The sequence below is a fragment of the Dyadobacter sediminis genome (assembly GCF_005860765.1).
Classification (GTDB): Bacteria; Bacteroidota; Bacteroidia; order Cytophagales; family Spirosomataceae; genus Dyadobacter; species Dyadobacter sediminis.
The window spans coordinates 313,387-326,730 of sequence record NZ_VCEI01000025.1 but is presented as its reverse complement, the minus strand read 5'-3'; the positions used below and the strand labels follow the sequence as shown (position 1 = coordinate 326,730).

Below are 13,344 nucleotides of genomic sequence, written 5' to 3'. Positions count from 1 at the left end.
TTAAAATAACACACCTTCATCATCCGAGCGGGACGGCGGAACATAGGTATCGGTACTATCCGAGACAACACCGCCGCCGCATTCTCTTACATAATTTTCAGGCTTGTTGAACGGCCCCTTGCGGTATTGCACAAGTGTCTGATCAGCATAAACTTTCTTCATAAAAATTCCCCATGCCGGCATGGCAACGCGTCCGCCCTGACCCAATTCTATGGTACGGAAGTGAATGCTTCGGTCTTCACCGCCCACCCAGATGCCGGAAACCAGATGCTGCGTCATGCCCATAAACCAGCCGTCGGAATAATTGGATGTCGTTCCGGTTTTTGCAGCGATTTCATTTCCTTCAGTAACGCCGTATTGTCTCAGCCGGCCCGCCGTTCCGCCCGGATCTTCCACAGCACCACGCATCAGATACAGCATGTTATATGCCATATTCTCACTGATTTCCTGATTTTGTTTCTGAAAAAATTCCTGTAAAACGTTTCCGTAACGATCCTCAATACGCAGGATAGTCATTGGTTCCGTACGATGACCGCCATTTGCAAAGGCACAATAAGCGCCAACCATTTCATAAACAGAAACGTCGCTGATTCCCAGACAAAGCGAAGGCACCGCCTGCAGATTGCTTGTAATGCCCAGCTTGTGCGCATAATCCACAACTGTTTTGGGACGCACCATTTTCATCAGATAGGCACTTACCGTATTCACAGACTTTCCAAGCGCCTGCCTCAGCGACAATGCCTGATAGGAATATTTGTTATTGGAATTACGCGGAGACCAGCCGCTTGGAGCGCCATCAGACGGACCGAAATAAATCGGCTGATCCGTAACATGATCACAAGGTGTCAGGAAATTCTTGTCAAGTGCAGAAACATAAACAAACGGCTTGAATGTAGAACCCGGCTGCCGGGAGCCTTGCTTGACGTGATCGTATTTGAAATATTTGAAATTAATCCCTCCTACCCAGGCTTTGACATGTCCGTTCCTTGGATCCATGGACATCATGCCTGCACGTAAAAAACGCTTGTAATAACGAATGGAATCAATCGGGCTCATGGTTACTTCTTTTTCGCCATTCCACGAGAAAACCTTCATTTTATACGGCTTCTTCATGATCCTCCATGCTTCCTCTTCGCCAAGGTCCCTTTTAAGTGAAATGAAATGCGGCGATTTCCGGACAGCTGAATTAATGAATCCCGGAATTTCCTTTCCATTTTTGTCTATCCACGGATCACGGCCTTTCCAGTGTGCATCAAACAGTTTTTGCTGTTGCTTCATATGCTCCGTCAGTGCTTCTTCCTGATACCGCTGCATGCGTGAATCTATAGTCGTGTAGATTCTCAGGCCGCTTGTATAAAGGTCATAAGTTTCGTCATGCTCTTCATTGTAAACTTTGATCCAGCTTTTAAGATAACCGCGCATCGACTCCCTGAAATACGGCGCAAGACCGGTATTATGGCTGTCAACTGTAAAATTCAGTCCCAGTGATTTTTCTTTATAGCGGTCGAATTTATCCGTAGACAGATAATCGTATTTCATCATCTGGCCAAGAACGATATTTCTGCGGTTCAAAGCATTTTCAGGAAAACGAAGCGGATTAAAAAGCGTCGGATTCTGAAGCATTCCGACAAGCAGTGCAGCTTCCGGCACATTCAAGTCCCAGGCTTCCTTGTTGAAATAGGTTTTGGCCGCAACCTTGATTCCATACGTATTATTCCCGAACGAAACCGTGTTCAGGTACATTTTCATGATTTCCTGCTTGGTATATTTCCGTTCCAGAATCACTGCCAGAATCCATTCTTTCGTTTTGGCAATTACAATTCTGACCAATGGAATTTTTCCCAGAATGCCTTCAAATTCTTCGGAACGGGTATTGAAAAGGTTTTTTGCAACCTGCTGCGTTAATGTACTGCCGCCGCCCGAACTGGAATTTCCTGAAACAATCCCTTTGAAAACACGCAGCAAGCTTCTCGGGTCAATTCCGGAATGGTTTACAAAACGCGCATCTTCGGTTGCTATAAGCGCATTGATCAGATTCGGTGAAATCTGTGCGATGTCAATGGAAATACGGTTTTCAAAAAAGTACTTGCCCAGCGATTTGCCGTCTTCGCTGATCAGTTCGGATGCAAGTTCGCTTTTCGGGTTCTCGAGTGTTTTTAAATCCGGCATTCCTCCGAAAAGCCAGAAAAAATTGAAACTTACGGCAACAATGTAAAGTATAACAAGACCCAGCCCAAATGCAACAAAACGCCAGAGGCGAACAATGCTGCGCCGGTACTTTCCGGGTTGTAATTCAATCATAAATGATAGGGTATTTTAATAGTAAACGGACAAAGATACAATTTCAGACAGTTATCTCTTTCCCATCGATACAGAATTAAGTTCCTGCATTTCTTTTAGTCTCGGAAGGTATACGCTGGAAGGATACAACCGCATAAATTCTTCAATGGCTTGTGCATAAGCCTCTTTTCCCCGTACTTTCCCGATTATGAAAACCCGCAGCAATGCAAATTTATCTTCCATCGGGCCGCCTTTGTAGGCAGGAAGATTTTGTTCAATGTCGTCGAGTGCTTTGGAATAATTCCCGTCCAGATACAATTTGTAAGCAGCTTCATATTCTTTTACAGGATTGGTCCCGATTGCAGTCGCATTGCCTGCAGCATCCGGCGATTTGCTTACCAACCGTGCATACGTGGAGGTCGGGTATTCTTTCAGCAGCTTGTCTTTCCAGACCAGTTTATTGCTGTTGCCTTCGTCATAGGTAAGGTATAGAAGGTAATAAATTTCTTCCTTGTACTGCGTATTTGGAAAATCAGCAAGAATGCGTTCAAAAGTCGCAATCGAACGTTGCGGTTCTTTCAGGTCAAAGCGGTAAATTTTACCAAGATTATACAGGGCGTCTTCCTTTTTCTTCTGCGATTCTGCAAGTTGTGCCTCTGTCAGCGGAACGCTCTGTTTCATGGTATCATGCAGTTCATTCCATTCCTGGCTGCCTTTTTTCATAATGCTGTCCGAGGACGCAACAGGCGCTTCGGCAGAGTCGAGCGGATTGTCCGGATTTCCGGCTGCGAGTGTTTTAAGCTGGCGGCTGCTTCTCCGCCAGTCGTCTTCAAGCGGACGGTTTCCCCAGATTCTTTTGAACTCTATTTTACCCTGATTTATCAAAGCCGGATCGTACAGTTCCCATCTTCTTTCATTTCCGTTCATCATCGGGTTTGGCGTACTCCGGCTGGTTGCATTTTGTGCCAGTTCCATTTCTTCTCTGGCTTTTCTTTGTTCCTCTACTCTGGCTTTTTCCTGCGTTTCAATGATGTTGTCGATATAATTGTCCAGCGCCGCAGGATTCATTTTAGCAAGATTCTGAAGACTGTCTTCCATATCGACAAGCATGTACTGCGTTACAAAATCGTCCAGCGCCTTTTTACGGTCGGCAACAAGCCTGTATTCCGGCGCTTCTTCCGGAAGGATGATCAATGCACTGTCATAATACGACTTTGATTTTTCAAAATTTTCAAGCGCTTCATAGTTGATACGAGCCAGCTGAAGATAAGTGTAAGCCTTTTGCTGCGTATTGGTTCCTTTGGAAGCAAAAGCGGATTTCTGAAGATATTCAATGGCTTCGGGTATTTGTTTGCGGTGTTCAGCCAGCAAGCCCATTGTAAAATAGATCTTGTCCTTCAAATCGTCATTTTTACGGTCACGAAGCATTTTTTCAAAGCCGACAGAAGAGAGATCTCTTTCCGGATTGAGCACGACTTCATTCTGAAGGGAATTCATGGATGAATAAAATCCAAGATTGTAATCCGGCGTATTTCGCTGCACACTTTTGTAATGCTTGTTTGCAAGCGCATACTGTCCGAGACGGTCGTACATCTGCGCAGCTGCAAAATGGATCCTGGCTGTTTCAATGGATTTGTTCAGCATGGGAAAAGTTTCTTCCAGAATGGCAACCGAAGTAAGGTATTCGCCGTTTTGCTGGTGCAGATACGCTTTTGTAAGATAAAAATCGCGCGTTGAATTTTTATCCAGCGCTTGCTGGCTCAGGTACTCGGCTACGCCAAGTGCATTGGAAAAATCCTTCTGGACAATGTAGGCACGCATGAGCAGAATCAGCGCGTCGTTCTTGTCGTTTTCATCACGCCCGTTTGCATATACATAACGCAGTGCTTCAAGCCCGTCCGGCCATTCTCCCATGTATAAACGCGCTTTTCCCAATACAATATAACTGTTGTCGAGCCACTTGCTGTTCTGGTGTTTTTCGGCGACAATCGAAGCTTTTTTAACGGCATTTTCAAGCTGCGGTTTTACGGGAAGGGACAAGACAGAGTCCATTGGCAGCAAAATCGGCAGAATCTGATTATAATCTTCTTTAAAAGCCTTTTTCATTTCATACTCGGCATTCAGCAAATCCTGTTCTGCCATGAAATAGGCATTGTACCTTGCAGAAAGGTTATGAAAACCAATGGCACCCCGTCTGGAGCTGAATTGCGAACAGGCAAAGAAACAGCTTATAAAGATCAGGCATAGTAACAGCCGGCTGATATGAATAATGGAACGGTCGATCACGAATTTGGCTATTAGGGATGGTCTAATTATCTTCTTGACAAGCAAAACTAAAACGGTAATTTGAATATTTACGTATTGAAGATAACGTCATTTCTAAAATTTGGAGCAATTTTAACATTATATTTTATTTGTGTCCCCATGAAGAAAAATAATCCTGACCCGTTCAGTGAAGAAAGGAAATCCGCGTTGAAAAAACAGTCTTCAGGATTTCTGAAGTATTCCGGAATGGCAACCCAGATGCTGGGCACCATACTGCTATTTACTTATGGCGGCTACAAGCTGGACGAATGGCAGCAGAACAAAGTACCGGTCTGGACCTTGATCCTTTCCCTGGTTTCCATTGCTGCATCGCTGTATATGTTGATCAGAAGTTTTACGAAAAAGTAAATATCAAAGCTTACGCATGTTACGCAGCATTATAGCAACAGCCGTTCTTGGAATTGTATTTTTCCTCGCTCAGCATTTTCACTTCGATTTTTTCCTGCACCGGCATATCTGGTATATTCTGGCCTTCTTTTTCGGGCTGTCCTTTTTCATTCACAGGTTAATGGAATTCGGTTTCAGAAACAAACGGGAAAAATTTGTCACCTTTTACATTTCCACAATCGCAGGCCGGATTGTTCTCAGCCTTGTGTTTATTGCACTGTTTTTGTATAACGGGCTAACTGATTCATTACTATTTGTCATCAACTTTTTTGCACTCTATTTATTTTATACATGCTTTGAAATATATGGTTTGTATCGTAACTTGCGCCGCGATTGACAAAGCATAGCATTTCAAGCCTTTATGTATACCCATTTGAGACTGTTTTTTACTACGGCCCTAGTTGTGGCAACCTGCCTTTTCAATGCTCCTGCCCATGCAGCGGAACCCACCCAGCACGAGTCTGGCGGAGTTGCCGAAGGTATTAATGAGCAAGAGCATAAAATTGAACATAATCTTGAAGAGTCGGAAGAAAAGTTTGATATCGGGAGCATGATCATGCACCATATTGCCGATTCTCATGAATGGGAAATGACGCATGGCGTAACCATTCCTTTGCCTGTTATTCTTTACTCCGCCGACCGTGGAATCGAGGTTTTTTCTTCTTCCAACTTCCATAACGAGCACCACGAATACAACGGCTATCATCTGGTTCACGGTGAATCGGAGCAGATTGTTCCGGTTGATGAATCCCGCAAGATTTACGATTTTTCGATTACGAAAAACGTAGCTTCCATGCTGCTGAGTGCCGTAATTCTGATTCTTGTCTTTACAAGCATTGCAAGCTGGTACAAAAACAATAAAGGCAAAGCGCCAAGAGGTTTTCAGTCTGCAATGGAAGTAATTATCCTGTTTATCCGGGATGAAGTCGTGAAACCGAATGTCGGACCCAAGTATGAAAAGTATCTGCCTTATTTGCTGACACTTTTCTTTTTTATCCTGATCAACAATATTCTTGGTCTGTTGCCGGGATCGGCCAACCTGACCGGAAATATTGCCGTAACGATGACGCTTGCCGTACTGACTTTCATTATCGTTCACCTGAATGCAAACGGTCATTATTACAAACACCTTGTCAAACCGACCGGCGTTCCTGCTCCGTTGTTGCTGATTATGATTCCGGTTGAAATTGTGGGTGTGTTCATGAAACCGTTTTCATTGATGGTGCGGTTATTTGCCAACATTACAGCGGGCCACATTATCCTTTTAAGTCTTTTCGGACTGATCTTTATTTTCCAGAGTTTTGTCATCGCACCGGTTATTTCACTGTTTGCTCTTTTCCTGAACTTCATTGAAATCATGGTTGCCTTCATTCAGGCTTTCATCTTTACGCTTTTGTCTTCCATGTACATCGGAAGTGCGATTGAAGATAACCACGATGCTGACCTCGGACATTAATTCGCATTCTCTTTTATTAATTTATATTTAAAACAAACACAATTATGTTGCTTCAAATTTTGCTTCAGGCTACAGAACAAAGCGGTGCAGGTCTTGCAGTTTTCGGTGCTGCTATCGGTGCAGGTCTTGCTGCTATCGGTGCTGGCCTTGGTATTGGTAAAATCGGTGGAAGTGCTGTTGAAGGTATCGCTCGTCAGCCGGAAGCTGCCGGTGCTATCCAGACTGCCATGCTTATCATCGCTGCTCTTATCGAAGCTGTGGCGCTTTTTGCAGCGGTTATCTGTCTGCTTATTTCGTTCAAGCTTTAGTAAAAAAATTCGGGCTGATTCAGCCCTGCTTTCATAGCACTAGGCATGAAAGTAAATGAAATGCATCGTGGAAGCATTAGGCTTCCACAACTTTTTAATAAAGAGAGAAAAAAGTAAAAGGATCAATCCTTTATTAATCTTACACTCAAAACTCATTTATACTATGTCATTGCTTACTCCAAACCCAGGCCTTATTTTCTGGATGCTGGTGGTATTCTTACTGGTTGTTTTCATCTTGGCAAAGTTTGCATGGAAACCAATCATCAAAGGCCTTAAAGATCGCGAAAATGAAATTCAGGGCGCTCTGGATCTTGCGGAAAGAACAAGAGCAGAAATGATTCAGCTGAAATCGGATAACGAAAAGCTGATTGCAGAAGCCAATGCTGTACGCGACCAGATTCTGCGTGATGCCAAAGAAGCTGCTGACCGTACCATTCTGGAATCCAAAGACAAGGCTGCTGTTGAAGCCCAAAAAATGATAGAAGGCGCGCGTGAGACTATTCGTAACGAACAACAGCTTGCCGTTTCCAAAATCAGAAAAGAAGTAGCTGTGCTTTCCCTGGAAATTGCTGAAAAGGTTTTGCAGCGTGAACTGAAAGATAAAGAAGCGCAGGAAAGCCTTATTGCAGAACTTGCTTCATCTGCACGTCTTAATTAAAATTTATAAAATTAATTTCCGATGTCAGTAAGTATAGTTGCTTCCCGATATGCAAAGTCACTGATCGAACTTGCGAAAGAGCAGAACGTTCTGGAAGAAGTTTATCAGGATATGTTATTGTTCAAAGACACTGCCGATAAGAACCGTGGCCTGATGCTGGCACTAAAAAGCCCGGTCGTACGTCATGAAAAAAAGCTTGGAATTCTAAAATCGCTTTTTGAAAACCGAGTTAATCCGGTTTCCTATGCGATTTATACCATTATTACCAAAAAGAACAGAGAGGCAATTCTGGACGAGATTGCAGCCGAATTTATTAAAAGCTACAATCTTTACCGCGGAATTCAGAGAGCAACGGTTATTACAACCACGCCGCTTACAGCGGAATTGCGTGAACAGTTTAAAGGCATTGTTGCCTCCGCGACAGGAAGTACTGTTGATCTGAGCGAAAAAGTCGATACAAGTCTGATCGGAGGTTATATTCTCAGGATTGATGACCGTCAGGTGGATGCTTCGCTTCGCAGCCGATTGAATGAACTTAAGTTACAGTTAACAAACTGATATTTTTATCTGCTAATTTGGAAGACCCGGCTGCCATGCGGCCGGGTCTTTTTATATTTTTTATACATTCATTTTTGTCACATTTTTAAAGCTGATTTCAATCGCTTCAACCGGCGGCCTTTTGGCCACATCCTGCTCCACAAAAAAGTGAGTCATACCGGCGATTTTACGTGCATCAAATATCTTCTTAAAATCAATGGAACCCGTTCCGACTTCTGCAAACGATTGATCGCCTTTATCCATGTCTTTTACATGCCACAAAGGGAAACGGCCCGGATATTTCTTGAACAAATCGACAGGATCCATTCCGGCTTTTACTATCCAGTACAAATCCAGTTCCAGTTTGACAAGTTCCGGATCAGTACTTGCTATAAGGTCGTATGGAAGCTGCCCGTCCATTTTCTTGAATTCGAAATCATGATTGTGATAACCAAACTGCAGACCAGCCTTTTTAGCAACTTCTCCTGATTTATTAAACAGATCAACGTACTTTTTATAGTCGTCAGTAGATTTTCTTTCCGCATCCGTCAAGTAAGCACAGTTTACATATTTCTGGCCCAGTTCAGCTGCATCGTCTACAGCGCGCTGCCAGTCATTGCTTAATGTACCTTTTACATCTTTTCTTTCTACACCGGCACCATAATGGCCGCTTACCGGATCTAGTCCAAGGCTTTTCAGCATTGCCTTGAACTCCTTGGTTGTTTTACCAAAAAATTTCCCGTCCGTATACCCGAATAGTTCCACTTCTTTATACCCGATTGCCGCAACCTTTTTCAAAGTGCCTTCCAGATCCTTTGAAAGCTCATTTCGCAGCGTATAAAGTTGCAATCCGACTTTCGAAGATGCTTTCATTTCCCAATTCGATAACACCGGTGTTGCCATCAGCAAAGCTCCTGCTTTTACAAACGATCTGCGGGAAATATTTTCTGTGCTTTTCATTTTTAAATTGTAATTATATGATTGTTTTTATTTGGTAATGCTAAGTACGTTGGAACCTGCCATTGCTTTCTTCATTTCATCCGTCAACTGCCAGTTTTCTGAAAAATACCCTTCTGCAACAGGATTTAAAATCGAGCCTTTGAAGAAAACGAGATCTTTGAATTCCGGCAATTTCCGGTGCATGACAGGAACAAACGGTAAACCTTCTTCCTTCATGCCTGTCCACCAAGGCAATCCGGAACTGATGGCTACGTAGTGTTTATCAATCGGAAATATGTAAAACAAGCCGTAATCTTTGTCAGCGGAATTCAGGTGCAGCGGCAATTTGTCTGCATGCCTTGCAATCAAACTATTGGTTTCTTTGGTTCCAAACAAAATCAGATTAGCGCTTTCCAGATCACTTGGCCGTACTTCTTTGTCAGACAATATGCGGGGAAAGAACATCATTCTGCCCAGAAAAGGACCGCGGTATTGTGCCCAGTCCGCAGCCTGGTTTGCGATATCCATTCTGCGTTTCAACTCTTCCTGAGAAGGATTATCGGCTGTTCCGTAGACATAAACATGCCGGGATGAAAAAGCATCGAAGAGCGGCCCTTCTGCTCCTTTTCTCTTCGTCATTGCAGAGTTGCCGGTTATTGTACCAACTACCCAGGCATTGTTCTTTTTTACAAATGAAACGACGCTGTCCGTTTTTGCATTGATTTCGTTATTATCAATCTTAAAACTCACACCCGATGCATTACTGAATTTCGGATGATTTTTCAGGTTCAGTGTAAATGCATTCAGGTTCTTTGTTGTAATGGCTATGTTGTTGGCCTTTGAAAATCTTGCATCTATTTCTGCCAGCATTCCATCACTGATCTTGTCAAATTTCACCCAGAATGCCTTGTCATATTTGTAAAGTTTGCTCACAAATCTCACACGATCCGGATAAGGGTTTCTTTCCGCATGTCCGAACCATTCGAAGATAAATTCATTATCATAAGCACTGACCCAGCTGTCATGTTTCACATCTACAAACTCCTTGTAACTAACTTCCACACCCAGGTTCTGTAATTCTGAAACCCACTTCTGCGTTCCGGAAACAGGCACTACGGGATCAGCATCGCCATGAAAAAAATGGATCGGAAAGTTCAGCGCATTGGGAGCCAGATCGAAAGTGCCGCTAGGCGGTGCAGGACAAACCGGCGCAATGGCAGCCCATATGTCAGGCCGTGTAAGTCCAAGCCAGAGCGTACCGCCGCCACCCATGGACAAACCGGTCAGGTAAATCCGGTTTTTATCAATTTTAAAGCGTTTTTTAACATCATCCAGAACGTCATAAACGTCTTCTTCCGGAATTCCCTGGTAACCCGCAGTTCCTCTTGCCAGCGGCGATGCAACAATGAAATCCACGTTTTCCCACTGCGGAAAATACCTGGTGGCTTCTACATCCGTTTCTCCTTCCGCATTACTTTTGCCGAAAACCCTGCGGAGTGAAAGCCGGTGATTGTCGCCTGCGCCATGCAGCATAATCACAAGCGGATACTTTTTATTTTCATCAAAATTCTTTGGTATATAGAGGCCATAAGGCTGCTCCGTATCGTCAGCATCCGAAAAAAATGTCATTACCTGCGGACCGGAAGGAAGTTTTTGTGCAGCGGAATCAAAAGCCGGAAAACTCAGAAGCAGTCCAATAATAAACAGGATTTTGCAGGAATTTACATTCATTTTAATATACGAATTTTCTGGGGCTAAATATAAACTAAATCATAACGGGATTTTGCTAAAAACGTATTTTCCTTTTCAGCATACGGTGTTAATATTTGCAAACAAAAAAAGGCAGATCGTACGACCTGCCTTTTTGCATAATTGCTGCATTCCGGAATGAACGGCTTAGTTGGCCAGTTCCTCTTCTTTCTTACGAACACTGATAACAAGTTGTTCACTGTTTTCTTCATGATTGGCAACCAGTACGTCACCTTCACGCAAGTCACCTTTCAGGATTTCTTCTGCAACGGGATCTTCAAGATATTTCTGAATGGCCCGGTTTAATGGACGTGCTCCGTATTGCGGATCGTACCCTTTATCCGACAAAAAGTCTTTCGCAGCTACTGTAAGTTCAATTTCATAACCCAAACCTTTTACGCGGTTGAACAGTTTGCCAAGAGAAATGTCAATGATTCTGTGCAGATCTTCGCGCTGCAATGAATTAAAGACAATCACATCGTCAAGACGGTTCAGGAATTCAGGCGAGAACGCTTTGCGAAGTGCACTTTGAATCGTGCCTTTCATGATGTCATCCTGGTTTTCAGTTTTCGCTCTTGTAGAGAAACCGATTCCCGTACCGAAGTCTTTCAGATCACGTGCACCAATGTTGGATGTCATGATAATGATCGTATTTCTGAAATCGACACGGCGTCCAAGTCCGTCCGTCAGAATACCATCGTCCAGAACTTGCAAGAGAATATTAAATACATCCGGATGCGCCTTCTCGATTTCATCCAGCAAGACAACGCTGTACGGTTTACGACGGATTTTTTCAGTCAACTGACCACCTTCTTCGTAACCTACATATCCCGGAGGAGCTCCTACCAAGCGGGATACGCTGAATTTCTCCATGTACTCACTCATATCGATACGCACCAAAGAATCGTCTTTATCAAACAGATAAGTAGACAAAACTTTCGCAAGTTCGGTTTTACCTACACCGGTTGGTCCGAGGAAAATAAATGAACCGATTGGCTTTTTAGGATCTTTCAAACCGACTCTTGTACGCTGAATGGCTTTAACCAGTTTTTCAATCGGCGGATTCTGACCAATTACCTTAGCTTTAAGCTCGTCGGCCATGTTCAGCAATTTCTTGCCTTCGTCCATGGAAACGTTGGTTACCGGAATACCCGTCATCATGGCGACTACTTCCGCAACGTTCTGTTCTGTAACGGTATAACGCTTTTGCTTGGTTTCTTCTTCCCAGGCAAGTTTGGCACGTTCCAGCTGATCAATCAATTTTTTCTCACGATCTCTGAGCTGTGCTGCTTCTTCGTATTTCTGGCTTTTGACAACCCTGTTTTTTTCCTGTTTGATGTTCTCGATCTGTTCTTCAAGAAGCAGAATGTCCTCAGGAACCGTAATGTTGCTGATGTGAACGCGTGCGCCTACTTCGTCCAGAACGTCAATGGCTTTATCCGGCAGAAAACGATCCGTAATATAGCGCTCCGATAATTTTACAGCTGTGCTGATTGATTCCGGCGTATAATTTACATGGTGATGATCTTCGTATTTATCCTTGATGTTTTCAAGAATCTGAATGGTTTCTTCGATGGAAGTTGCATCCACCATAACCATCTGAAAACGACGTGCCAAGGCACCATCTTTCTCGATATACTGACGATACTCATCCAGTGTGGTTGCACCGATACATTGAATTTCACCGCGTGACAATGCAGGCTTGAACATGTTGGATGCATCCAGAGAACCCGATGCACCGCCAGCACCTACAATCGTGTGAAGCTCGTCAATGAAAAGGATAACGTCCGGCGATTTTTCAAGCTCGTTCATGACCGCTTTCATTCTTTCTTCAAACTGACCGCGGTATTTGGTTCCGGCTACCAACGAAGCCAGATCAAGCGTTACAACACGTTTTCCAAACAAAACGCGTGATACTTTTTTCTGAACAATTCTCAAAGCAAGACCTTCTGCAATGGCTGTTTTACCAACACCGGGCTCACCAATCAGAATCGGATTGTTCTTTTTACGACGGCTCAAGATCTGTGCAACGCGCTCGATTTCTTTTTCACGTCCTACAATCGGATCCAGTTTACCGACTTCGGCCATTTTGGTCAGATCCCGTCCAAAGTTGTCCAATACAGGTGTGCGGGATTTTTCAGCTCCTTTTGACTCTTTTCCGGATGCGGAACCACTTCCGCCTCCAAACATGCCACCTCTTGCTTCATCATCTCCGTCTTCGGTCTCCGGACCCATATGAGGTCTGGATCCTGATGATTGATATTCTAACATTTCTTTGATGACTTCGTAGTTAACATTGAATTTATGCAATATCTGGGTTCCGACATTATCTTCATCCCTTAATATAGACAAAAGCAAGTGCTCGGTCCCGATTAAAGTACTCTTGAATATCTTGGCTTCCAGATATGTAATCTTTAATACCTTTTCTGACTGCCTTGTCAAAGGAATATTCTGAAGATTCTTGACATTATTGGTAGCAGCGCCTTTTGTAGCCTGCTCGATATGCTGCCTTACATCATCCAGGGAAACGCCAAGTTTCTTCAGTAAACCAATCGCAACTCCATCGCCCTCACGAATCATTCCTAATAACAAGTGCTCTGCTCCAATGTAATCATGCCCGAGACGCAGGGCTTCTTCCCGGCTCATCGAGATTACTTCTTTCACTCTATTCGAAAATTTTGCTTCCATTGTGTAGCAATAAAAAG

Annotated in this window: 11 protein-coding genes; 5 read left to right on the top strand and 6 right to left on the bottom strand. The window is 43.6% G+C overall.

Annotation, left to right across the window (positions count from 1 at the left end):
- Nucleotides 1-2,301: a penicillin-binding protein 1A gene (locus FEM55_RS13750; RefSeq protein ID WP_138281945.1), complete on the bottom strand. Its 2,301-nt coding sequence runs from the start codon at nucleotides 2,299-2,301 to the stop codon at nucleotides 1-3.
- A 51-nt stretch (nucleotides 2,302-2,352) separates the two neighbouring features.
- Nucleotides 2,353-4,566, bottom strand: coding sequence for a type IX secretion system periplasmic lipoprotein PorW/SprE (porW, locus tag FEM55_RS13745; RefSeq protein WP_229209255.1), 2,214 nt, complete (start codon nucleotides 4,564-4,566; stop codon nucleotides 2,353-2,355).
- A 138-nt stretch (nucleotides 4,567-4,704) separates the two neighbouring features.
- Here porW and FEM55_RS13740 point away from each other — a divergent pair, with 138 nt between their 5' ends.
- Entirely contained in the window at nucleotides 4,705-4,953 is a 249-nt protein-coding gene (locus FEM55_RS13740) for an AtpZ/AtpI family protein (RefSeq protein WP_138281944.1), read from the top strand.
- 19 nt (nucleotides 4,954-4,972) lie between these two features.
- Here FEM55_RS13740 and FEM55_RS25295 read toward each other — a convergent pair whose 3' ends face one another.
- A complete protein-coding gene (locus tag FEM55_RS25295) occupies nucleotides 4,973-5,107 on the bottom strand; it encodes a hypothetical protein (RefSeq protein ID WP_262710590.1) in 135 nt (44 codons plus the stop codon).
- A gap of 246 nt (nucleotides 5,108-5,353) precedes the next feature.
- Between FEM55_RS25295 and atpB the strand changes: the two genes are divergently transcribed.
- The 4 genes from atpB (at nucleotide 5,354) to atpH (ending at nucleotide 7,972) form a co-directional block, all read left to right on the top strand.
- The gene (gene atpB, locus FEM55_RS13730) at nucleotides 5,354-6,448 is read left to right on the top strand and encodes a F0F1 ATP synthase subunit A (protein WP_138281942.1); all 1,095 of its coding nucleotides are present in this window, start codon (nucleotides 5,354-5,356) and stop codon (nucleotides 6,446-6,448) included.
- 44 nt (nucleotides 6,449-6,492) lie between these two features.
- Nucleotides 6,493-6,756 (top strand): ATP synthase F0 subunit C, encoded by a 264-nt coding sequence (atpE, locus tag FEM55_RS13725; protein WP_131957818.1) that lies wholly within the window; start codon nucleotides 6,493-6,495, stop codon nucleotides 6,754-6,756.
- Between the two features lie 163 nt (nucleotides 6,757-6,919).
- Nucleotides 6,920-7,414 carry a F0F1 ATP synthase subunit B gene (gene atpF, locus FEM55_RS13720; RefSeq protein ID WP_229209254.1) on the top strand — a complete coding sequence of 165 codons (495 nt, stop codon included), beginning with the start codon at nucleotides 6,920-6,922 and terminating at the stop codon, nucleotides 7,412-7,414.
- Between the two features lie 21 nt (nucleotides 7,415-7,435).
- Nucleotides 7,436-7,972 (top strand): ATP synthase F1 subunit delta, encoded by a 537-nt coding sequence (gene atpH / locus FEM55_RS13715; RefSeq protein WP_138281941.1) that lies wholly within the window; start codon nucleotides 7,436-7,438, stop codon nucleotides 7,970-7,972.
- Nucleotides 7,973-8,032: 60 nt separating this feature from the next.
- On the opposite strand, the gene FEM55_RS13710 is transcribed toward atpH, so the two are convergent.
- The 3 genes from FEM55_RS13710 to FEM55_RS13700 form a co-directional block, all read right to left on the bottom strand.
- Complete coding sequence (locus tag FEM55_RS13710; protein WP_138281940.1) at nucleotides 8,033-8,911, bottom strand: sugar phosphate isomerase/epimerase family protein; 879 nt, start codon at nucleotides 8,909-8,911, stop codon at nucleotides 8,033-8,035.
- A 27-nt stretch (nucleotides 8,912-8,938) separates the two neighbouring features.
- A complete protein-coding gene (locus FEM55_RS13705; RefSeq protein WP_138281939.1) occupies nucleotides 8,939-10,621 on the bottom strand; it encodes a carboxylesterase family protein in 1,683 nt (560 codons plus the stop codon).
- 165 nt (nucleotides 10,622-10,786) lie between these two features.
- Nucleotides 10,787-13,327 carry an ATP-dependent Clp protease ATP-binding subunit gene (locus FEM55_RS13700; RefSeq protein ID WP_138281938.1) on the bottom strand — a complete coding sequence of 847 codons (2,541 nt, stop codon included), beginning with the start codon at nucleotides 13,325-13,327 and terminating at the stop codon, nucleotides 10,787-10,789.
- Between the last annotated feature and the right edge of the window lie 17 nt (nucleotides 13,328-13,344).